Here is a 21,652-nt window from a genome sequence, read left to right on the forward strand (position 1 = left end):
TCGCGCACTTCGCGGAGCGCCGTCTCCTCCATGCTCTCGCCCTCTTCGACGTGCCCCTTGGGCAGGATCCACACGAGGTCGCTGCCGGGATGGATGCGACGGCCCGCGAGGCACACCGTCCACGCCCCGCGGATGCGTCGAGCCACGAGGCCGCCCGCCGAGAACTCGCGCACGACCGGCGGTCGCAGCGCGGGCGATCTCAGCCGCCGTGCCTGGTCGCCTCGTCGAGCCATGCCAGATACGCCGCCGAGCCGTCACCGATCGGCAGCGCCAGGATCTCGGGCACTTCGTACGAATGGAGCGCGCGAATGCGGGCCTCGAGCCGCGCGAAGTCGGGGGCGCGCGCCTTCACGACGAGCAGATGCTCGTGCGCGTCCTCGACCGTGCCTTGCCAGCGGTAGATCGAGCGCACGCGCCCGACCACGTTGACGCACGCCGCGAGCCGCTCCTCGACGAGCGTCCGTGCGATGCGCTCGGCCTCGTCCTCGCTCCCCGCGGTCACCAGGACGACGATCACGTCGCGTGCCGTCATGCGGAGGCCTTCGCCGCTTCGAGGCGATCCAGGATGGCCTCGTAGTCGAGCGGCGTCGCGCGCGGCAGGCGCGGGATCGCGGAGCCCATCCGGGGCCGGTGACCGAGCCGCCCGACCGCGCGCCGGAGCCACCCGTGACGTTTGCCGGCGACGGCGGGCAAGAGGTCGGCCTGGCGGAGCGGGCCTGCGAGCAATCGCCCGGCGTCCGCGGTGAGGAGCTGGCGCCGCACGAGATCCGAGAGCGAGTTCTCGAGTCGTCGCGGCGTGTAGCCCGAGCGGTCGACGAGCGAGCGGGCGACCCGCTCGACGTCTCCCGAATCGACGTATCCTTCGGCGGCCAGCACGAGTGCGGTCTGAAAATAGTTGAACGTCGGCACCAAGCGAACCCCGTACAGGCGCAGGACCGCCGGCGGTGTCCGGCGGGCCAGGTTGATGAAGATGTGCTCGACGCCCCCCGACCCGCTGAGATCCCGGGCCAGGTCGCGCAGCTCCGGGACGAGCGCCGGATCCGCCCCGATCCGGCCGAGGAGCCGGGTGAAGCCCTCGACGCCGAGCGTGCCGTCGAGGAGGTCGGCGTACATCGAGTAGGTGAGCGGATCCGACTCCCAGTCGTCCCCGAACAGCAGCTCGCGGGTGGCGGGTGGGGCCCCGGCCCGCCCGCGCAGCAGTGCGCCCAGCTTGAACCCCACGTGCTCGCGGAGCTGCCGCAGCCGCCCCCGCCGCAGGTGCTGGAGCTGATCCTTGAAGACGATGCCGTCGTAGGGCACGCCGTCGAGGCCGAGCTTGTCGCGGATGGCCTTGCCGATCTGCGGGGGGCTCGCGGACACGAAGAAGATGCCGAGCCACCGCCCGCTCCGATCGGCCGCCGCGCGCAGCGCCTTCAACACCTCGGGCACGCCCGGCACCTCCACCTTGTCCTCGCCGCGCTCTCGCGCCGTGCGCCAGAGCTGCCCCAGGGTCTCGAACTCGCTGTGGAGGTACGTCTTGTCGAGATCCCAGCGGCACAGGAGCGGCGGCGGGGCGGCGACCGCACGGCGGCGGGCGAGGCGGAGCGCCATCACGTCACCGCCCGCGCCCGAGCGCGTCGCGCATCTCGTCCGGAACGCGATCGCGGACCGCCTTGGCCGCGACCTTGATGGCGTTCGCGATCGCGCGTGCGTCCGCCTGCGCATGACAGACGACGACGACGCGCTCGAAGCCGAGGATCGGCGCGCCACCGTAGCGTGCGTAGTCGGTGAGCGCCTGCACCCGCTCGACGCCTTGCGAGAGGAGGCGCAGGCCGACGCGCCAGACGAGCCGCTGCTCGGCGGCGGCGCGCGCGAGGCCGGCCACCGTCTCCGACATGCCACGCAGGAGCGACGCCGCCACGCTGCCGAGAAGCCCCTCGCAGACGACGGCGTCGGCTTTGCCGCGCACGAGCTCGTCGCCCGTGACGTTGCCGACGAAGTGGAGGCGCGGATGCTGCCGCAAGCGGCGGTGCGTCTCGGCGAGGACCGGTCCTCCCGTCGTCTCGTCGGCGCGCATGTTGAGGAGGCCGATGCGCGGCTCCGCGACCTTCGAGACGCCACGCGCCCAGGCGTTCGCCATGAGCGCGAGCTGCACGAGCTCGTCCGCGTCGCAGCGGACGGTCGCGCCGGCGTCGACGAGCAGCGCCAGTCGATCCTGCCCCTCGTGCTCGATCTGGCGCGGATGGACGCTCGCGAGGACGGGGCGCTTCACACCGGAGAGAAGCGAGAGATGCTTCGCCGCCACGACGATGGCGGCCTCCGCGCCGCCCGCGGAGACGATCGCGTCGGCTCGTCCGTCGGCGACGGCGCGGATCGCGTCCTCGACGCCGCTTGCGCGGGCGCCGGCGATCGCGATGTGCTCGGGGTCGTAGGGAACGCGATCGAGGATCGCCTGCAGGCGCATCTCGTCACCGACGAGCAGCGTCTCGATCTCGGTCGTGGTCGAGACGAGCGCCGCGCCCTTCACCACCTCGTCCGGGGCGTGATCGCCGCCCATGGCATCGACCGCGATGGTCGGCATCCGGGGCTACCTCGCCCCTCGCGCGAGCCGGGCGCGGAGCGCGGCAGCCGTCACTTTCACCGAGAAGGCCTTCTCGCCGTCCACGCACAGGACCGGGATCTCGAGGTCGTACTTCGCCGCCGCCACCGGATCGGTGTCCACATCCATCTCCTCGAATCTCGCGCCGACCTCCCGCGCGACGGGCTCGGCGATCGCACGCATCGACTCGCAGAGGTGGCAGCCCGGGCGGGTGTAGAGGGTGATCGTCACGGTTGACACCCCGCGGAGCCTCAAGTACAGACGATCCCCCGGCGCAGCAAGCGGCTGCGCCCTTTCTCGTCATGGCGTTCGCCGTCATCCGTACCGGTGGGAAGCAGTATCGGGTCGAGCCCGGCGCGGTGATCCGCGTCGAGAAGCTCCCCGGCGACGTCGGTGCGGCCGTCGAGTTCGGCGAAGTGCTGCTCGCCGGCGGCGACACCATCCGCATCGGCACGCCGCTCATCGAGGGCGTGAAGGTGCGCGGCGAGATCGTCGCGCAGGGGCGCGACCGGAAGGTCCTCATCTTCAAGAAGAAGCGCCGCAAGAACTACCGGCGCCGTCGCGGCCACCGGCAGTCGATCACGACGGTGCGGGTCACGGAGATCGGCTGATGGCGCACAAAAAGGGGCAAGGCTCGAGCCGCAACGGGCGCGACAGCCAGGGACAGCGGCGCGGCATCAAGATGTACGGCGGCGAGCGGGCGCAGGCGGGCAACATCCTGGTGCGCCAGGTGGGCACGCGCATCCACCCCGGGCCCAACGTCGGCGTCGGCCGCGACTGGACCCTGTTCGCCATGGTCGACGGGCTCGTGAAGTACGAGCGGTACGGCAAGGACCGCACCCGGGTCCGCATCGTTCCGCCGCAGGCCTGACCCTACCGCCCGGTCGTCGGCGCTCGGGCTGCCTGCCCCCCGGCCTTCGGGTACGATGGCACGGGGATGAAGTTCGTCGACGAGGTCCGCATCCGGGTCGAGGCCGGTGACGGCGGCGACGGGTGCGTCGCGTTCCGGCGCGAGAAGTACGTCCCGCGCGGCGGCCCGAGCGGCGGCGACGGCGGGGACGGCGGCGACGTCGTCCTGCGCGTCGATCCCGGGCTCTCGACCCTGCTCGACCTGTCGTATCCGCAGGCGCTCCGCGCCGGCCGCGGCGAGCACGGGCGCGGCAAGGAGCAGTCGGGCGCGCGCGGCGCCGACCTCGTCCTGCGCGTGCCGCCCGGGACGCTCGTCTACGACGAGGACACGGACGCGGTGCTCGCCGACCTGCGCGCCGACGGCGACGAGATGATCGTCGGGCACGGCGGCCGGGGCGGCCGCGGCAACCAGCACTTCGCGACCTCGACACGGCGGGCGCCGCGGCGCGCCGATCCGGGCGGCCCCGGCGAGCGGCGTACGCTGCGACTCGAGCTGCGCGTGCTCGCCGATGCCGGTCTGCTCGGCTTCCCCAACGTCGGGAAGTCGACGCTGATCCGCGCCGTCTCGGCGGCGCGCCCGCGCGTCGCCGATTATCCGTTCACGACGCTCGTGCCGCACCTGGGCGTGGTGCGCGTGGACGAGGAGATGTCGTTCGTCCTCGCCGACGTGCCGGGGCTCATCCCCGGCGCACACGAGGGCCACGGTCTCGGGACGCGTTTCCTGCGCCACCTCTCCCGCACCGCCGTGCTCGTACACCTGCTCGACGTCTCCGGCCTCACCGGCCGCGATCCGATGGACGACTACGACGTCATCTGCGACGAGCTCGGGGCGGCGAGCCCCGAGCTGGCGGCGAAGCCGCAGATCCTGGTCGCGGGCAAGCTCGACCTCGTCGAGACGCGCGAGCGCCTGCCCGCCGTGCGCGAGCGCTTCGCGGCCCGCGGCATCGAGCTGATGGCCGTGTCGGGTGCGACCGGCGAGGGCACGCGCGAGCTCGTGCGCCGGATCGCCGCCGCGGTCGTGGACGCGCGTCGCAGGGCACGCGCCCTCGCGGACGCCGCGGTGGCGCCGTGAGCCAGGACGCCGACCACAAGCGGCTTCTCCGGCGCGTCCGGCGGGTCGTCGTCAAGGTGGGAAGCAACGTGCTCGCCGGGGCGGACGGGCTGCGGCCCGCGCGCGTGCGCGCGCTCGCCGGCGACGTCGCGGCGTTGGTCGCCGGCGGCAAGCACGTCGTGCTCGTCAGCTCGGGAGCGGTTGCCGCCGGCGCGGGGCGGCTCGGACCGCGCCGGCCCGGCCTCGAGTGGCGGCAGGCCGCCGCGGCGGTCGGCCAACCGGCCCTCATGGCGGCCTACACACGCGCCTTCGCGCGCCATGAACGACCGGTGGCGCAGGTGCTCCTCACGCACGCCGATCTCGCCGATCGCCGCCGCTATCTCAACGCGCGCCACACCCTGCGCACGCTGCTGGGCCTCGGCGTCGTCCCGATCGTCAACGAGAACGACACGGTCGCCGTCGAGGAGCTGAACCTCGGCGACAACGACAACCTCTCCGCGCTGACGGCGACCCTCGTCGAGGCCGACCTGCTCGTGATCCTCTCGGACGTCGCGGGGCTCTACACCGCCGACCCGCGCGTCGACCCGGGCGCCACCCGCATCGGCTTCGCGCGCGCCGACGATCCCGCGCTGACGCGCATCGCCGGCCCGTCGCGATCGGGCCTCGGCCGCGGCGGGATGGTCTCGAAGCTCGCCGCCGCGCGCACGGCCGCCGCCGCCGGGATCGCGACCGTCATCGCCGAGGGCTCGCATCCCCACCCGCTCACCCGCATCTTCGATCCCGAGGGCGACGCGGGAACGCTGCTGGTCGCCGACGGCGACGCGCTCCAGCACCGCAAGCACTGGATCGCGCACACCCTGAAGCCGCAGGGCACGCTGCACCTCGACGCAGGCGCCGTACGTGCGCTCGCCCAGGGCGGCCGGAGCCTGCTGCCGTCGGGCGTGCGCGCCGTCGACGGCCGCTTCGGCGTCGGCGACTGCGTGTGCTGCGTCGGCCCGGACGGCGAGGAGGTGGCGCGCGGTCTCGTGACGTACGGCGCCGCCGACCTCGACAAGATCAAGGGCGTCCACACACGCGAGATCCCCGCCCTGCTCGGCTACAAGGGCAGCGACGAGGTGATCCACCGCGACGACCTCGTGCTCGTCGGCGGCGATCGTCGCTGACGCGGGTTGGCACGGCCGAAGTCGAGCGGCTACACTCGAACCGATGCAGGCCCCGGCTGCCAGCGGCGACGTCGAACGCACCGTCGACGCGCTCGTGCGCGCGGCGCGCGGGGCGGCGCGGCAGCTCGCGGGTGCGTCGACGAGCGCCAAGGACGATGCGCTGCGCCGCGCGGCGGCCGGGCTCAGGGGGGCGGAAGCCGCGCTGCTCGAAGCGAATCGCGGCGATCTCGAGCGCACGCGCGCGCTCGGCGAGAGCGCCGCGTTCCTCGACCGCCTGACGCTCACGCCCGCGCGCATCGAAGCCATGGCGAAGGGCTTCGAGGAGATCGCCGCCCTGCCCGATCCGATCGGCGAGACGATCTCGGCGTGGCGGCGGCCGAACGGGCTCGAGATCGCGCAGGTGCGGGTGCCGATCGGCGTCGTCTTCAGCATCTACGAGTCGCGGCCGAACGTGACCGCCGACTCGGCGGGGCTGTGCCTCAAGACGTCCAACGCATGCCTCTTGAAGGGTGGCTCCGAGTCCCAGGGGACGAGCGGCGCCATCGCCGACGTCGTGCGGCGCGCCCTCGCCGACGCCGGCCTGCCGCCCGACGCCGTGCAGCTGGTCACCGGCGGACGCGAGGTGACGCGCGGGCTCCTGCATCGCGACGACCAGATCGACGTCGTCATCGCGCGCGGCGGCGAGGCGCTCAAGCGAACGATCCTCGCCGAGAGCCGCATTCCGGTCGTGAAGCACTTCGAGGGCATCTGCCACCTCTACGTCGACGCGCGCGCCGACCTCGCGATGGCCGAGCGCATCTGCCTCGACGGCAAGGTGCGGCGGCCGAGCGTCTGCAACGCGCTCGAGAACCTGCTCGTGCACGAGGCCGCCGCGCCGGCGTTCCTGCCACATATGGTGCGCGCGCTGCGCGACGCCAGGTGCGAGGTGCGCGGCTGCGCGAAGACGCGAACCGTCGTCCCCGACGTCGTCGCAGCGACCGACGCCGACTGGGACACGGAGTACCTGGACCTGGTCCTCTCGGTCTGCGTCGTGCCGTCGCTCGACGAAGCCATTGCGTTCATCGCGCGCCACGGGACCGGCCTCGCCGAGACGATCGTCACCGAGGACTACGCCCATGCGGAGCGTTTCCTGCGCGAGGTCGACTCGGCCGCCGTGTACGTCAACGCCTCGACGCGCTTCACGGACGGCTTCGAGTTCGGCTTCGGCGCCGAGGTGGGCATCAGCACGAACCGGCTCCACGCGCGCGGGCCGATGGGCCTCCGCGAGCTCACGACCTACAAGTACCAGGTGCGCGGGAACGGTCAGATCCGGGGCTGATGCCCGGCGGCATCGGCATCCTGGGCGGCACGTTCGATCCCATCCACCTCGCGCACCTGCGCGTCGGCGAGGAGCTCTTCGAAGCCGAGGCGCTGGACGAGCTGCGCTACGTCCCCTCGGCCGTCCCGCCCCACAAGGCGCGCGCCGACGTCGCCGGGGCCGCGCACCGGCTGCGGATGGTCGAGCTCGCGATCGCGGGACGACCGGGCTTCCGCGCCTGGGACGTCGAGCTGGGGCGTTCGGGGCCGTCGTACTCCGTCGACACGCTGTGCGCGCTCCGCGCCGAGATCGGCGACCGCGCGCGGGTCGTCTTCGCGCTCGGCCGCGATGCGTTCGCGGAGCTCCACACGTGGAAAGAGTACGCGGCGATCTTTGCGCTGTGCGATCTGGTCGTGTTCACGCGCCCGCCACAATCGACCGGGCTCGCGATCGAGGATTTTCCCGTTGCCACACGAGAGGCGTTTCGTTATGATTCGGTCAGTGCGGGATTCCGACACGTGTCGGGGCATCGGGTGACGCTCCTGCGGGTCACCGGCCTCGACATCTCGGCGACGGACATCCGCGTGCGCGTGCGTGCGGGCCGCTCGATTCGCTACCTCGTGCCCGATTCCGTGCGTGACTACGTGCAGGCACACGGGCTCTATGACGCGTCACGGAGGATCTCACAGGTTGAGTAGTCTCTCGAGCCGGGAGCGCATGCTCGAATGCACGCGCGCGGCTCTCGACAAGAAGGCCTACGATCTCGTCGTGCTCGACACGGCCGAGTTCACGTCGATCGCCGACTACTTCGTCATCTGCAGCGGCCGCTCCGACACGCAGGTGCAGGCCATCGCCGACGCCGTCGCCGGGCACATGGAATCGTTCGGCGTCCGGCCGCTCGCGATCGAGGGCTACGAGCGGGGCCAGTGGGCGCTCCTCGACTTCGGCGACGTGGTGGTGCACGTCTTCTACGTGCCGGTGCGCGCCTTCTACGACCTCGAGCGCCTGTGGGCGCGCGTCCCCCGCCTCGAGCTGCCCGAGCCCTTCCAGACGCAGGCCCGCAGCCTCAAGACCGGCACCGAGCACGCCTGACGAGACGGACCGTGGGCCGCTGGCTCGTCGCCGTCGTGATCGTCCTGGCCGCCCTCGCCGCAGGTGCCGTCGCGTTCTTGAACGGTGGCGAGCCGGTGACGATCCGCCTGACGCCGTCGCGCTCGACCGCCCTGCCCCTCGGCACGGCGCTCGCGCTCGCGTTCGCGACCGGCGCCGCCGCGACCGCCGTGCTCGCGCTCGGGGGCGCCGCCGTGCGCAGCGCCCGCACCTGGCGCGCCCGGCGGGCGAGCGAGCGCGCGGCGGCACGCCTGCAGCGCGAGCGGGTGCGCGCGGAGTCGCTCCTCGCACAGGGTGAGGCCGACGAGGCGCGCACGCGCCTGTCGGAGGCCCTGGAAGCGCACGGTGCCAACGAGCGCCTGCTCGAGCTGCTCGCCGGTGCGTCCGAGCGCAGCGGCGATCTCCCCGGGGCGATCGCGGCGGTGGAGGAAGCGCGCCGGGGTCGACCGCAGAGCCCGCTCCTGGCCCGGCGCCTGCGCGCGCTGTACGTCGCCGCCGGCCGGTGGGAGGACGCCCTCGCCCTCGAGAGCGACCTGCTGCTGGACCTCCGGTCGCCCGCGGCCCTCGCCGACGAGACGCAGGTCTTCTGCGGGCTCCGCTACGAGGCCGCCATGGCCGACCCCGACCAGGACCGCGGCCTGCGCCGTCTGCTGTCCCTCGCGCGCGAGCACCCGCCGTTCGTCCCGGCGTGGGTCGCGGCGGGCGATCGCCTGCGCGCCGCCGGTCGGCTCTTCCGCGCCCGGCACGCCTACGAGCGCGGCGCCCGCATCCGCCCGGCGGCCCCGCTCCTGGATCGCCTGGTGGCCGTCCACACCGAGGCCGGACGGCCCGACCGTGCGCGGAGCGCGCTCCGCCGCCTGCACGCCCGCCATCCCGACGACGTCGCGCTCGCCGCCCACCTGGTGCGGATCGACCTCCGCGACGGTGCGCTCGACGACGCCGAGGCCCTGCTCGCAGCCTTGCCGACCGACGCCGCGGCACCGGCCACGATCGAGGCGTTGCGGGGCGAGGTCTGCCGCCGCAAGGGACGAGCCGAGCAGGCGCTCGTCCACTTCGCGCGGGCTGCCGCCGAGCACGTCGCCCCCACCGGCGCGCAGCGCTGCCGCGCGTGTGGGCAGATGACGACGTCGTGGGCAGCACGCTGCGCGCGCTGCGGGCGTTGGAACACGATCGACGAGGACTCATCAGCCGATCTTATGCCGGCCGGAAGCCGATCTACGGCCGGCGACCATTGCGTAGAAGACGCGCCCGGTTAACACTCGGCGGCGTTCATGCCGCAGACCTTCCACCGCAGCACGAACACGCTGTCGCGGCTCAGCATCTTCGGCGCGCTGTTCGTGGTGGCGGGAGGTCTCTGGGGTCTGGCGACGATCAACCGGTCGTCGTACGTGACCGAAGTCGGCGTCGCACGCCAGCAGCCGGTGCAGTTCAGCCACAAGCACCACGCCGGCGAGCTCGGCATCGACTGCCGCTACTGCCATACGGGCGTCGAGCGCGGCACGATCGCGAACGTGCCGCCGACGGCGACGTGCATGAACTGTCACGCGCAGATCTGGCGCGACAGCCCGTTCCTCGAGCCGGTGCGGCACAGCCTCGCCGCCGACGTCGCGATCGACTGGATCCGCGTGCACGACCTTCCGGACTTCGTCTACTTCAACCACCAGGTGCACGTGCTGAAGGGCGTCGGCTGCGCCACCTGCCACGGCCGCGTGGATCAGATGAACCAGATCTATCAGAGCTCACCGTTGCAGATGGAGTGGTGCCTCGACTGCCACCGCCATCCCGAGCGCTACGTACGGCCGCTCGATCGCGTCTTCGACATGGGATGGGCGGCGGACGACCAGACGACGCTCGGCCCCGAGCTCGTCCGCGACAACCACATCCGCACCCGAACCGACTGCTCGACGTGCCACCGATGACCGACCTCGCCGCCATCCGCGAGCGCCTGCGCGGCACGACCGGCCGCGCCTTCTGGCGCAGCCTCGACGAGGTCGTCGAGACACCGGAGTTCCTCGAGTTCCTGCGCTACGAGTTCCCGCGGCAGGCCGCGGGCATCGTCGCCGCGCTCGATCGCCGCGACTTCCTGCGCCTCATGGGCGCGTCGTTCGCGCTCGCGGGCCTGGGCGCGTGCACGAAGCAGCCCGAGGAGAAGATCGTCCCGTACGTCCGGCAGCCCGAGCGCCTCGTGCTCGGCGAGCCGCTCTACTACGCGACCGCGATGCCGCTGCACGGGTTCGGGCTCGGGCTCCTGGCCGAGAGCCACGAGGGGCGGCCGACGAAGGTCGAAGGAAATCCCGAGCACCCCGGAAGCCTCGGCGCGACCGACGCCATCGCGCAGGCGTCCATCCTGGGACTCTATGATCCCGACCGCTCGCAGACGGTCGTCTCCGCCGGCGCGATCCGCACCTTCGACGCGTTCCTCGCCGCCATGCGTCCCGCGCTCGAAGCGCAGGAGCAGAAGCAGGGCGCGGGGCTCCGCGTGCTCACCGAGACGGTGACCTCGCCGACCCTGGCGCGCCAGCTCCGGGACCTCCTGAAGAAGCATCCGCGCGCCACCTGGGTGCAGTACGATCCCGACGGCCGCGACAACGTGCGCGCCGGCGCGCGGCTCGCGTTCGGCGAGATCGTGGAGTCGCAGTACCGCCTCGCGGAGGCGAAGGTGATCCTCACGCTCGATGCGGATCTCTTCGGGCGCGGCCCGGCGCGCCTGCGGCACGCGCGCGACTGGAGCCGTGCGCGGCGCATCGACGGCCCGACGGCGACCCCCGTGCGCCTGTACGCGGTCGAGGCCACGCCGACCACGACCGGCGCGGTGGCCGATCATCGGCTCCCGATGCGCGCGGGCGACGTCGAGACCTTCGCCCGGCGGGTGGCCGCCCTCGTCGGCGTCCCCACGCCGGGGAGGACGATCGCCGTGGCGCCGGAGCACAAGCCGTTCACCGATGCGCTCGTGCGCGACCTCGCCGCGCATCGCGGCCGGAGCCTCGTCGTCGCCGGGCAGGATCAGCCGCCGGCCGTCCACGCCCTGGCGCACGCCATGAACGCGGCGCTCGGCAACGTCGGACACACGGTCGTCTACACCCAGCCCGTCGAGGCCGCACCGCAGATCCAGCTCCCGGCGCTCGCGACGCTCGTCGACGACATGCGTGGCGGGCGGGTCGACGTGCTGCTGATCCTCAGCGGCAATCCGGTCGTGACCGCGCCCGCCGATCTCGCCTTCGAGGACGCGCTCGGCAAGGTCGGGCTCCGCGTCCACCTGGGGCTCCACGACGACGAGACGTCGCTCGCCTGCCACTGGCACCTGCCGGAAGCGCACTACCTCGAGAGCTGGGGCGACGTCCGCGCCCACGACGGCACCGCGACGCTGATCCAGCCGCTCATCGCGCCGCTCTACGGCGGCCTCTCCGCGAGCGAGGTCCTGGCGGCGCTGCTCGAGTCGACCGAGCGCAGCGGCTACGACGTCCTGCGCGCGACATGGCGGGCCGAGCACGCCGGCGACTTCGAGACGTTCTGGCAGAAGGCGCTGCACGACGGCGTCGTTCCGGGCACCGCCGTCGCGCCGGCGACCGTGGCGATGCGGGCCGACTGGGACACCCAGCCCGCGGGCCCCGCGAACGGCGCCGGCGTCGAGGTCGTCTTCCGTCCCGACCCGTACCTCGTGGACGGTCGATTCGCGAACAACGGCTGGCTCCAGGAGCTGCCGCGTCCGATCACCAAGCTCGTGTGGGACAACGCCGCGCAGATCGCGCCGGCGACGGCCGAGCGCCTCGGGGTCGGGAACGGCGACGTCGTCGAGGTGCGCCACGGCGATCGCGGGCTCCGCACGCCGGTCTGGATCGTGCCGGGCCACGCGCCGGAATCCGTGACGCTCAGCTACGGCTACGGGCGCGTCCGGGCCGGCCGGGTCGCCACGGGCGCGGGCGTCGACGTCTTCCGCCTGCGCACCAGCGCCGAGCCGATCATCCTGCGTGGCGCGACGATCACGCCGACCGGCGACCGGACCGAGCTGGCGACGACCCAGGATCACCATTCCATGGAGGGCCGCCCGCTCGTGCGGACGGCGACGCTCGCGCACTATCGCGAGCACCCCGACTTCGCCGCGCACATGGAGCACATGCCGTCGCGCGACGACACGCTCTACCCGAACCGGGAGTACCCCGGCTACGCGTGGGGCATGGCGATCGACCTCGGCGCCTGCATCGGCTGCAACGCGTGCGTGTCCGCGTGCGTCGCCGAGAACAACATCTCGATCGTCGGCAAGACCGAGGTGCTGCGCGGGCACGAGATGCACTGGATCCGCGTCGACCGCTACTGGTCCGGCGAGCTCGACAACCCGACGACCGTGCACCAGCCCATCCCGTGCATGCAGTGCGAAAACGCGCCGTGCGAGGTCGTGTGCCCGGTGAACGCGACCGTGCACTCGAGCGAGGGCTTGAACGACATGGTCTACAACCGCTGCGTCGGCACGCGGTACTGCTCGAACAACTGCCCGTACAAGGTCCGCCGGTTCAACTACTTCCTGTACTCGAACTGGACCGACGAGACGGTGAAGATGGCGATGAACCCCGACGTCACGGTGCGTTCGCGCGGCGTCATGGAGAAGTGCACCTACTGCGTGCAGCGCATCGAGTACGTTCGCGGCAAGGCCGAGTCCGAGGGCCGGCAGATCCGCGACGGCGAGATCGTGACCGCCTGCCAGCAGGTGTGCCCGGCGGAGGCGATCGTGTTCGGCAACGTCAACGACCCCGAGAGCCGCGTCGCGAAGACGAAGAAGGACCCGCGCAACTACGCGCTCCTGGGTGAGCTCAACACGCGCCCGCGGACGACGTACCTGGCCCAGGTGCGCAATCCGAGCCCCGATCTGGAGACGCACGAAGGATGAGCACGCCCGAGCGCCGCGCGCTGCGCGATACGCCGCTGGTCGAGCCGGGGCACGACTTCGGGTCGATCACCGACAAGATCAGCGCCGTCGTCCTCACCAAGCCGACGCCGCGCTTCTGGTACATCGGCTTCGGCATCGGCTTCGTGCTGACGATGGTGCTGCTGACGACGATCACGCACCTCGTCTTCACCGGCATCGGCATCTGGGGCCCGAACGTGCCCGTCGGCTGGGGCATGGACATCATCAACTTCGTCTGGTGGATCGGCATCGGCCACGCGGGCACCCTCATCTCGGCGATTCTGCTCCTGCTCCGGCAGGAGTGGCGGAACTCGATCAACCGCTTCGCCGAGGCGATGACGATCTTCGCGGTCGCGTCGGCCGGCCTGTATCCCGCGCTCCACACCGGCCGCCCGTGGCTCGACTACTGGCTCTTCCCCTATCCGAACACGATGGGCGTCTGGCCGAACTTCCGCAGCCCGCTCATCTGGGACGTGTTCGCCGTCTCGACCTATGCGACGGTCTCGCTGCTCTTCTGGTTCGTCGGCATGATCCCCGACCTGGCAACGCTCCGCGATCGCTCGCCGACCCGCACCGGCCGCTTCGTCTACGGCATGCTTGCGATGGGCTGGCGCGGCTCGGCGCGCCACTGGCAGAAGTACGAAACGGCGACGCTGCTCCTGGCCGCGCTCTCGACCCCGCTCGTCGTCTCGGTGCACACGATCGTGTCGTTCGACTTCGCGGTCGGCATCATCCCCGGCTGGCACGCGACGATCTTCCCGCCCTACTTCGTCGCCGGCGCCATCTTCGCCGGCTTCGCCATGGTGCTGACGCTCGCGATCCCGCTGCGCCGCATCTACGGCCTGCAGGACTTCATCACCGCGCGGCACCTGAACTACATGGGCCGCATCATCCTCGCGACCGGCCTCGTCGTCGCCTACGGCTACATGATGGAGACGTTCATGGCCTGGTACTCGGGCAATCGCTACGAGTCCTACATGATGTGGAACCGGTTCACCGGTCCGTACGCGCCGGTCTACTGGTCGCTCATCCTGTGCAACGTGATCGTCCCGCAGCTCCTGTGGTTCGAGCGGGTGCGCCTCAACGAGGTCGCACTGATGATCGTGTGCATGTTCGTCAACGTCGGCATGTTCCTCGAGCGCTACGTCATCATCGTGGTGAGCCTCTCGCGCGACTTCCTGCCGTCGTCGTGGGGCATGTACCACGGCACGTTCTGGGACTGGAGCATGTTCATCGGCTCGATGGGCCTCTTCCTCACGCTCTTCTTCCTGTTCATCCGCTTCCTCCCGATGATCTCGATCTTCGAGATGCGCGTCCTCCTCCCCCAGGCCGAAGTGAAGGAGGAGCACGCGTGAGCGTGCGACGACGCCCAGCGGAGGAGGGCCGCGCAGCGGCCCGACGCACGGGGGCACGTCCGCCGGTGCGCTCCGCGCACCCGCTCTCAACCGGAGCACGCGTGAGCGTGCGACGCCCATCGGAGCACGGCGCCGCAGGCGCCGCGCGCACGGGGGCACGTGCGCGGGTGCGCGGAGCGCACCCGCTCTCAAACGAGACCTTCGCATGACTCCGGCCACCCGTTCGAAGCGCCCGCCCATCCACGGCCTCATGGCCGAGTTCGACGACGTGACCGAGCTCGTCGACGCGGTGAAGGCGACGCGCCAGGCGGGCTATCGGCACTTCGACGCGTACACGCCGTTCCCCGTCGAGGCCGTCGCCGAGGCGATGCACGAGCATCACAACCGGCTGCCGCTGCTGGTCTTGATCGGCGGCATCGTCGGCATGCTGTCGGGCTACGCGCTCGCGTACTGGACGTCGGTCGTCGACTACCCGATCAACGTCGGCGGGCGGCCGCTCCACAGCTGGCCGGCCTTCATCCCGATCACCTTCGAGACGACGATCCTCGGCGCCGCGCTCACCACCGTGTTCGGCATGCTGGCCCTCAACGGCCTGCCCATGCCGTATCACCCGGTCTTCAACGTGCCGCGCTTCGCGCTCTCGACGCGGAGCCGCTTCTTCCTCTGCATCGAGGCGACCGATCCCCTCTTCGACCGCGAGCACACGCGGCGTTTTCTCGAGCGCTTCGTTCCGCGCCAGGTCTCCGAGGTGGAGCACTGATGACCGGACGCCGGATCGCGCTCGCCGTGGGCCTGCTCGCGCTCGGCGCCTGCCGGCGCGACATGCAGGACCAGCCGAAGTACAAGCCGCTGCGGCCGAGCCCGTTCTTCGCCGACGGGCGCACCTCGCGGCCGGTCGTCGCCGGAACGATCCCCCGGGGCGCGCTCGATCTCGACCGCGGCCGCGCGACCGGCAAGGCCGGCGATACCTACGTCGCGAATCCCCTCCCGCGGACCGAGGCCGTGTTCCTTCGCGGACGCGAGCGCTACGACATCTACTGCTCGCCCTGCCACGACCGGGTCGGCAACGGCGCCGGCATGATCGTCGAGCGCGGCTTCAAGGCGCCGCCGACCTTCCACCAGGATCGCCTGCGCGATGTCGCCGACGGCTACTTCGTCGAGACCATGACGCAGGGGTTCGGCGTGATGCCGAGCTACGCGCAGCAGATCCCGGTGGACGATCGCTGGGCGATCGCCGAATGGATCCGCGTGCTGCAGCGCAGCCAGCACGCGACGCTCGCCGACGTTCCGGCGGCGGCGCGGCCACAGCTCGACGCGCCGCCGGCGGAGGCACACCCGTGATCCGCCTGCCGGACGACCACCCGCTCCATCGCATCGGACGCGCGGCGCTCCGGCTCGCGGGCGTCGCGGCGATCGCGTGCCTGCTCGGGCTCCTGGTCGATCGCACGCAGTTCTTCCGGTCGTACCTCGTCGCCTACGTCTACTGGACCGGCGCGGCGCTGGGCTCGCTCGCCCTCCTCACCATCAACCACGTGACGGGTGGCGCGTGGGGCGTCGCGATCCGGCGCTTCCTCGAAGCCACCGTGCGGCTCCTGCCCGTGCTCGTGCTGCTCTTCCTGCCGATCGCGCTCGGGCTGCCGCACCTCTACGAGTGGGCCCGACCCGAGGACGTGGCGCACGACGCGCTCCTGCAGCACAAGGAGCCGTACCTGAACGTCCCCTTCTTCCTCGCGCGCACGGCCTTCTACTTCGCGGCGTGGTTCCTGCTCGCCCGTGCGCTGCTGCGCTGGTCGGAGGCACAGGACGCGAGCACCGACGCCCTGCCGACCGAGCGCCTCGAGCTGATCTCCCGCGGCGGCCTCCTGCTCATGGGCCTCACGATGACCTTCGCCGCCATCGATTGGATGATGTCGCTCGAGCCGCACTGGAGCTCGACGATCTACGGCGTCATCTTCATGGCCGGCTCGGCGCTGACGGCGCTCGCGCTGGCGATCGTGCTTTCGGCGATCGCCCGCGACGGCACGCGCATCGCGGACGCCATCTCGCCCGATCAGTTCCACGACCTGGGAAAGCTCCTGCTCGCGTTCATGATGCTGTGGGCCTACTTCAACTTCTCGCAGTTCCTCATCACGTGGTCGGGGAACCTGCCCGAGGAGATCCCCTGGTACCTGGCGCGCACGCGGGGCGGCTGGCGGTTCGTCACGATCGGGCTGGTGATCTTCCACTTCGCGCTGCCGTTCATGATCCTGCTGCTGCGCAGCGTGAAGCGGCGCCCCATGCAGCTCGCCGTCATCGCGGCCGCGATGCTCGTGGCGCGCTACTTCGACGTCTTCTGGATGATCGCGCCGGCATTCCAGTCGACCGGCCTCACCCTGCACTGGCTCGACGTCGCGGCGTTCGCCGCCGTCGGCGGCCTCTTCATCGGCCTCGCCATCCGCCAGCTCGCCGGCCACTCCCTCGTCCCGATCCACGACCCCTCACTCCCGCTCGAAGGGGAGGCGGCGTGAGCCGCCGACGCCCATCGGAGCACGGCGCCGCAGGCGCCGCGCGCACGGGGGCCCTCCTGTGGGGGTTCGCCTTGGGAACCCCCTGTCGACCGGAGGCGGCGTGAGTACCGGGGCGGGTTACGAGGAGCGAGACGTTTCGTTCCGGCCGGTCGTGGCGGCGGCCTTCGCCCTCCTCGCCGTCATCGTCGGAACCTTCGTGCTCATGTGGGTGCTCAATCGCGGGCTGGTCGCGCGTGAAACCGAGGAAAGCCCGCCTGCGAGCCCGCTCGCGGCGTCGTACGGGCGACAGGAGCCGCCGGCGCCGCGCCTGCAGGACAATCCGCGGCGCGATCTCGCCGAGCTGCGCGCCCGCGACCAGAAGCTGCTCGACACCTACGGTTGGATCGACCGCGACGAGGGCCGGGTGCGCATCCCCGTCGCGCGCGCGATGGAGCTGATGCTGGCGGAGGGGAAGCCGTGAAGCTCCTCGTCGGCCTGGCGCTCCTGCTCGTCGCCCCCTGGGCCGCCCACGCCGGCGAGGAGCGGCCGGCGGCCCTGCGCGACGTCGCGTTCGCGCAGCGGCTCGGCGACCGCGTGCCGGTCGATGCGCCGCTGCGCGACGAGACGGGACGCGCGGTCACGCTGCGCGAGTACCTCGGGAAGCCGCTGCTGCTCGTCCCCGCCTACTACACGTGCCCGATGCTGTGCACGCTCGTGCAGAACGGCGTCGTGAGCGCGCTCCGCGCCCTCCCGTTCGACATCGGGAAGGAGTTCACCGTCGTCACGTTCAGCTTCGACCCGACCGACGGACCGGAAGCGGCGGCGAAGAAGAAGGAGGCGTACCTCGCGGAGTACCGGCGTCCCGGCGCCGAGGCGGGCTGGCACTTCCTCACCGGCGGCGAGGCATCGATCAAGGCCCTGACCGACGCGATCGGATTCCGAGCCACCTACGACGAGGCGCACCACCAGTACGCGCACGCGAGCGGCATCGTGCTGCTCACGCCCGAGGGACGCATCACGCGCTACTTCTTCGGCGTCGAGTACGCGCCGCGCGACCTGCGGCTCGCGATGGTCGAGGCGTCGGCCAACAAGATCGGCACGGTCGTCGACCAGCTCCTGCTCTTCTGCTTCCACTACGACCCGGCGACGGGTCGCTACAGCCGGCTCGCGCTCGACGCCGTGCGAGCGGGCGGCGTCGTGACGATCGTCGCGCTCGGCGCCGCGATCGGCTGGTGGCTGCGGCGCGAACGCCTGCGAGGCGCGGCGGCATGATCGGCTTCCGCCTCTTCCCCGAGCAGGCGTCGACCATCGCGCCGCAGGTCGACGCCCTCCTCTTCTTCCTGATCGGGCTCTCGCTCTTCTTCTCGCTCCTCATCGCGGGGCTGATCGTCGTCTTCATGATCCGCTATCGGCGCCGCCCCGGCGGCGACCACGTGCCGGACATCCACGGCTCGCTCGCGCTCGAGGGGTTGTGGACGGCGATCCCGTTCGTGCTCGCGATGATCGTCTTCTTCTGGGGGGCGTCGATCTTCGCGACGATGCAGCGGCCGCCCGACGACGCGCTCGAGGTGCACGTCGTCGGCAAGCAGTGGATGTGGAAGCTGCAGCACATGGAGGGCCGGCGCGAGATCAACGAGCTGCACGTGCCCGTGGGGCGGGCGGTGAAGCTCCTCATGACCTCGGAGGACGTCATCCACAGCTTCTACGTGCCCGAGTTCCGGGTGAAGCAGGACGCGGTCCCGGGCCGGTACTCGCGCGTCTGGTTCGAGGCGACGAAGCCCGGCACGTACCATCTCTTCTGCGCCGAGTACTGCGGCACGCTGCACTCGGGCATGATCGGGCGGATCGTCGCGATGGAGCCGGCCGCGTTCGAGGCCTGGCTCGGCGGGCGACAGGCCGGGGCGAACGTGCCGATCGAGGTCGCCGGCGAAGGCATCTTCCGCGCCCAGGGGTGCGGCACCTGTCACCGCGCCGACGGCAGCGGCCAGGGGCCGGCGCTCCAGGGCGTGTTCGGAAAGACCGTGATGCTCGCCTCGGGCCAGACGCTGACGGCCGACGAGGGCTACCTGCGCGAATCGATCCTCGACCCGAACGCGCAGATCGTCGCCGGCTACAAGTCGGTCATGCCGACCTTCCAGGGGCTCCTCTCCGAGGAGGACGTCATGCGGCTCATCGCGTACGTGAAATCGCTCAAGGCGGGCGAGGGTGGATCATGAGCGAGCCCGAGGGACGCAGACACTACCTCAACGTCGACTACGGGGTGCGCTCGTGGCTGCTCACGACCGACCACAAGCGCATCGCGATCCTCTACCTGTGCTCGATCACCGTCATGTTCATCCTGGGTGGGCTGTTCGCGGTCGGCATTCGCCTGGAGCTGCTGACGCCCCAGGGCGACTTCGTCCAGGCCGACACCTACAACAAGCTCTTCACCATGCACGGGGTCGTGATGGTGTTCTTCTTCCTCATCCCGTCGATCCCCGCGGTGCTCGGGAACTTCCTGATCCCCATGATGATCGGTGCGCGCGACCTGGCGTTCCCGCGCCTGAACCTCCTCTCCTGGTACCTCTACGTCGTGGGCGCCCTGTTCACGCTGTTCGCGATGATCACGGGCGGCGTCGACACGGGCTGGACGTTCTATACGCCGTACTCGACCGCGTCGTCGGCGACCAACGTCATTCCGACCGCGATCGGCATCTTCATCACGGGCTTCTCGTCGATCCTCACGGGTCTCAACTTCATCGCGACGATCCACACCATGCGCGCGCCGGGGCTCACGTGGTTCCGCCTGCCGCTGTTCGTGTGGGCGCACTACGCGACGAGCCTCATCATGGTGCTCGGCACCCCCGTGATCGCGATCACCGTCGCGCTGGTCGGCCTCGAGCGCGGGCTCCACATCGGCATCTTCGATCCAGCCCTCGGCGGCGACCCGATCCTCTTCCAGCACCTCTTCTGGTTCTACTCGCACCCGGCCGTCTACATCATGATCCTGCCCGGCATGGGCGTGATCTCGGAAGTGGTCACGTGCTTCGCGCGCCGCCGCATCTACGGCTACGGCTTCATCGCCGCGTCGAGCCTCATGATCGCGCTGCTCGGCTTCCTCGTGTGGGGACACCACATGTTCGTGTCCGGGCAATCGCAGTACGCGGCTTTCGTGTTCTCGTTCCTGTCGTTCTTCGTCGCGATCCCGTCCGCGATCAAGGTCTTCAACTGGACGGCGACGCTCTACCGCGGCTCGATCGCGTGGGAGTCGCCGATGCTCTACGCGCTCGGCTTCATGGGGTTGTTCACGATCGGCGGCCTCACCGGCCTCTTCCTCGCCGCGCTCGGCCTCGACGTCCACGTGCACGACACGTACTTCGTGGTCGCGCACTTCCACTACATCATGGTGGGCGGGACGATCATGGCGTATCTCGGCGGCGTCCACTTCTGGTGGCCGAAGATCACCGGCCGCATGTATCCCGAGGCGCTCGCCAAGGTATCGGGCCTCGTGATCTTCCTCGGCTTCAACCTCACGTTCTTCCCGCAGTTCATCCTCGGCTACCTCGGCATGCCGCGGCGCTATCACTCGTATCCCGACGAGTTCCAGGTGCTGAACGTGTTCTCGACCGCCGGCGCGTCGATCCTGGGCATCGGCTATCTGCTCCCGCTCTGCTACTTCCTGTGGTCGCTCCGCTACGGCGCCAGAGCGCCGGCGAACCCGTGGAACGCGGCCGGGCTCGAGTGGCAGACGCCCTCGCCGCCGCCGACCGAGAACTTCGAGACGACGCCGGTCGTCACGGCCGACGCGTACGACTACGGCCCAGACGGGGCGCGCGTGACTGCGCCGGAGGCCGCCGTTGCATAGCCTGTCGGACGCGCAGCCGCTCGCCCATCAGTTCGACGACACCGGCCAGCAGCGTCGCGCCGTGGCGTTCGGCATGTGGGCGTTCCTCGTGAACGAGATCATGTTCTTCGGCGGCCTGTTCGTGACGTACACGGTGTATCGCGTGCTCTACCCGCACGCCTTCCACGACGGCTCGCACCACCTGGACATCACGCTCGGCACGATCAACACCGCGGTGCTGATCGCGAGCTCGCTCACCATGGCGCTCGGCGTCTGGTCGGCCGAGCATGGCAAGCGCCGGCCGCTCATGGCGTGGCTCCTGATGACGCTCCTCCTGGGCGGCGTCTTCGTCGGCATCAAGGCGGTCGAGTACCACGGCAAGTGGGTCGACCACCTGGTCCCGGGCCCCGGGTTCGTCTGGCACGGCGAGGGCGCGCAGCACGTGCAGATCTTCTACTCGCTCTACTTCGCGATGACCGGCTTCCACGCGCTCCACATGCTGGTCGGCTTCGGCCTGCTCACCTGGCTCATCATCGACGCGCGGCGCGGCCGCTTCGGCCCGGCCTACTACGCGCCCGTCGAGGTGGTCGGGCTCTACTGGCACTTCGTCGACATCGTGTGGATCTTCCTCTTCCCGCTCCTCTACCTCATCGGGAGACATTGATGAGCGACTCCGCCCACCCCGGCCCGACCCTCGGCGTCTACTTCGCCGTGTTCACCGCCCTGGTCGTCTTGACGGGCATCACCGTCGCGGTCGCCTTCGTCGACCTGGGGGCGCTCAACAACGTCGTCATGCTCGGGATCGCCGTGACCAAGGCGACGCTCGTCGTGCTGTTCTTCATGCACGTCTTCTACGGGCCGCGCCTGGTGTGGGCGCTCGCAGCGGGCGGCTTCGCGTGGCTCGTGATCCTGATCGGCTTCACCTTGTCCGACTTCCTGACGCGCGTCGCGGTGGGCTGATCTCGGCATGTGCGGGCGGG

Annotated in this window: 25 protein-coding genes; 20 read left to right on the forward strand and 5 right to left on the reverse strand. The window is 71.0% G+C overall.

Features of this window, described 5'->3' with window-relative positions; translation table 11 throughout:
- The 5 genes from VMS22_14070 to VMS22_14090 all read right to left on the reverse strand — a co-directional run.
- Nucleotides 1-233 (reverse strand): NUDIX domain-containing protein (locus tag VMS22_14070; GenBank protein ID HXJ35154.1); only part of this gene is annotated, 233 nt, incomplete at its 3' end.
- Entirely contained in the window at nucleotides 200-532 is a 333-nt protein-coding gene (cutA, locus tag VMS22_14075; GenBank protein ID HXJ35155.1) for a divalent-cation tolerance protein CutA, read from the reverse strand. The genes VMS22_14070 and cutA, both read right to left, overlap by 34 nt.
- Entirely contained in the window at nucleotides 529-1,590 is a 1,062-nt protein-coding gene (locus tag VMS22_14080; GenBank protein ID HXJ35156.1) for a phosphatase domain-containing protein, read from the reverse strand. The genes cutA and VMS22_14080 overlap by 4 nt, the downstream gene beginning before the upstream one ends.
- 4 nt (nucleotides 1,591-1,594) lie before the next feature.
- Nucleotides 1,595-2,560, reverse strand: a complete 966-nt coding sequence (locus VMS22_14085) for a phosphate acyltransferase PlsX (protein ID HXJ35157.1) — start codon at nucleotides 2,558-2,560, stop codon at nucleotides 1,595-1,597.
- Between the two features lie 6 nt (nucleotides 2,561-2,566).
- Nucleotides 2,567-2,809 carry a glutaredoxin family protein gene (locus VMS22_14090; GenBank protein HXJ35158.1) on the reverse strand — a complete coding sequence of 81 codons (243 nt, stop codon included), beginning with the start codon at nucleotides 2,807-2,809 and terminating at the stop codon, nucleotides 2,567-2,569.
- Nucleotides 2,810-2,880: 71 nt separating this feature from the next.
- Here VMS22_14090 and rplU point away from each other — a divergent pair, with 71 nt between their 5' ends.
- The 20 genes from rplU to VMS22_14190 all read left to right on the forward strand — a co-directional run bounded on the left by rplU (nucleotide 2,881) and on the right by VMS22_14190 (nucleotide 21,632).
- Nucleotides 2,881-3,189, forward strand: coding sequence for a 50S ribosomal protein L21 (rplU, locus tag VMS22_14095; GenBank protein HXJ35159.1), 309 nt, complete (start codon nucleotides 2,881-2,883; stop codon nucleotides 3,187-3,189).
- Nucleotides 3,189-3,449: a 50S ribosomal protein L27 gene (gene rpmA / locus VMS22_14100; protein ID HXJ35160.1), complete on the forward strand. Its 261-nt coding sequence runs from the start codon at nucleotides 3,189-3,191 to the stop codon at nucleotides 3,447-3,449. Before rplU ends, rpmA begins: the two co-directional genes overlap by 1 nt.
- A gap of 66 nt (nucleotides 3,450-3,515) precedes the next feature.
- Nucleotides 3,516-4,559 carry a GTPase ObgE gene (gene obgE / locus VMS22_14105; protein ID HXJ35161.1) on the forward strand — a complete coding sequence of 348 codons (1,044 nt, stop codon included), beginning with the start codon at nucleotides 3,516-3,518 and terminating at the stop codon, nucleotides 4,557-4,559.
- On the forward strand, nucleotides 4,556-5,701 hold the full coding sequence (gene proB / locus VMS22_14110; protein HXJ35162.1) for a glutamate 5-kinase: 1,146 nt from the start codon (nucleotides 4,556-4,558) through the stop codon (nucleotides 5,699-5,701). Before obgE ends, proB begins: the two co-directional genes overlap by 4 nt.
- 43 nt (nucleotides 5,702-5,744) lie before the next feature.
- Nucleotides 5,745-7,019 carry a glutamate-5-semialdehyde dehydrogenase gene (locus VMS22_14115; GenBank protein ID HXJ35163.1) on the forward strand — a complete coding sequence of 425 codons (1,275 nt, stop codon included), beginning with the start codon at nucleotides 5,745-5,747 and terminating at the stop codon, nucleotides 7,017-7,019.
- Nucleotides 7,019-7,696, forward strand: a complete 678-nt coding sequence (gene nadD / locus VMS22_14120) for a nicotinate-nucleotide adenylyltransferase (GenBank protein HXJ35164.1) — start codon at nucleotides 7,019-7,021, stop codon at nucleotides 7,694-7,696. The genes VMS22_14115 and nadD overlap by 1 nt, the downstream gene beginning before the upstream one ends.
- Entirely contained in the window at nucleotides 7,689-8,090 is a 402-nt protein-coding gene (rsfS, locus tag VMS22_14125; protein HXJ35165.1) for a ribosome silencing factor, read from the forward strand. The genes nadD and rsfS overlap by 8 nt, the downstream gene beginning before the upstream one ends.
- Before the next feature lie 11 nt (nucleotides 8,091-8,101).
- Nucleotides 8,102-9,364 carry a tetratricopeptide repeat protein gene (locus VMS22_14130; protein HXJ35166.1) on the forward strand — a complete coding sequence of 421 codons (1,263 nt, stop codon included), beginning with the start codon at nucleotides 8,102-8,104 and terminating at the stop codon, nucleotides 9,362-9,364.
- A 15-nt stretch (nucleotides 9,365-9,379) separates the two neighbouring features.
- A complete protein-coding gene (locus VMS22_14135; protein HXJ35167.1) occupies nucleotides 9,380-10,027 on the forward strand; it encodes a cytochrome c3 family protein in 648 nt (215 codons plus the stop codon).
- Nucleotides 10,024-12,990 carry a TAT-variant-translocated molybdopterin oxidoreductase gene (locus tag VMS22_14140; protein HXJ35168.1) on the forward strand — a complete coding sequence of 989 codons (2,967 nt, stop codon included), beginning with the start codon at nucleotides 10,024-10,026 and terminating at the stop codon, nucleotides 12,988-12,990. The genes VMS22_14135 and VMS22_14140 overlap by 4 nt, the downstream gene beginning before the upstream one ends.
- The gene (gene nrfD, locus VMS22_14145) at nucleotides 12,987-14,363 is read left to right on the forward strand and encodes an NrfD/PsrC family molybdoenzyme membrane anchor subunit (protein HXJ35169.1); all 1,377 of its coding nucleotides are present in this window, start codon (nucleotides 12,987-12,989) and stop codon (nucleotides 14,361-14,363) included. The genes VMS22_14140 and nrfD overlap by 4 nt, the downstream gene beginning before the upstream one ends.
- Before the next feature lie 205 nt (nucleotides 14,364-14,568).
- Complete coding sequence (locus tag VMS22_14150) at nucleotides 14,569-15,123, forward strand: DUF3341 domain-containing protein (protein ID HXJ35170.1); 555 nt, start codon at nucleotides 14,569-14,571, stop codon at nucleotides 15,121-15,123.
- Entirely contained in the window at nucleotides 15,123-15,704 is a 582-nt protein-coding gene (locus VMS22_14155) for a cytochrome c (GenBank protein HXJ35171.1), read from the forward strand. The genes VMS22_14150 and VMS22_14155 overlap by 1 nt, the downstream gene beginning before the upstream one ends.
- Nucleotides 15,701-16,870, forward strand: a complete 1,170-nt coding sequence (locus VMS22_14160) for a hypothetical protein (GenBank protein HXJ35172.1) — start codon at nucleotides 15,701-15,703, stop codon at nucleotides 16,868-16,870. The genes VMS22_14155 and VMS22_14160 overlap by 4 nt, the downstream gene beginning before the upstream one ends.
- A gap of 100 nt (nucleotides 16,871-16,970) precedes the next feature.
- Entirely contained in the window at nucleotides 16,971-17,330 is a 360-nt protein-coding gene (locus VMS22_14165; GenBank protein HXJ35173.1) for a hypothetical protein, read from the forward strand.
- A complete protein-coding gene (locus tag VMS22_14170; protein ID HXJ35174.1) occupies nucleotides 17,327-18,121 on the forward strand; it encodes an SCO family protein in 795 nt (264 codons plus the stop codon). The genes VMS22_14165 and VMS22_14170 overlap by 4 nt, the downstream gene beginning before the upstream one ends.
- On the forward strand, nucleotides 18,118-19,065 hold the full coding sequence (gene coxB / locus VMS22_14175; protein HXJ35175.1) for a cytochrome c oxidase subunit II: 948 nt from the start codon (nucleotides 18,118-18,120) through the stop codon (nucleotides 19,063-19,065). The genes VMS22_14170 and coxB overlap by 4 nt, the downstream gene beginning before the upstream one ends.
- A complete protein-coding gene (ctaD, locus tag VMS22_14180; protein ID HXJ35176.1) occupies nucleotides 19,062-20,693 on the forward strand; it encodes a cytochrome c oxidase subunit I in 1,632 nt (543 codons plus the stop codon). Before coxB ends, ctaD begins: the two co-directional genes overlap by 4 nt.
- The gene (locus VMS22_14185; GenBank protein ID HXJ35177.1) at nucleotides 20,686-21,336 is read left to right on the forward strand and encodes a cytochrome c oxidase subunit 3 family protein; all 651 of its coding nucleotides are present in this window, start codon (nucleotides 20,686-20,688) and stop codon (nucleotides 21,334-21,336) included. The genes ctaD and VMS22_14185 overlap by 8 nt, the downstream gene beginning before the upstream one ends.
- Nucleotides 21,336-21,632, forward strand: coding sequence for a cytochrome C oxidase subunit IV family protein (locus VMS22_14190; protein HXJ35178.1), 297 nt, complete (start codon nucleotides 21,336-21,338; stop codon nucleotides 21,630-21,632). Before VMS22_14185 ends, VMS22_14190 begins: the two co-directional genes overlap by 1 nt.
- Nucleotides 21,633-21,652 lie beyond the last annotated feature (20 nt).

The organism is Candidatus Eisenbacteria bacterium, assembly GCA_035577985.1.
In the GTDB taxonomy this organism is placed as follows: domain Bacteria; phylum Desulfobacterota; class Binatia; order DP-6; family DP-6; genus DATJZY01.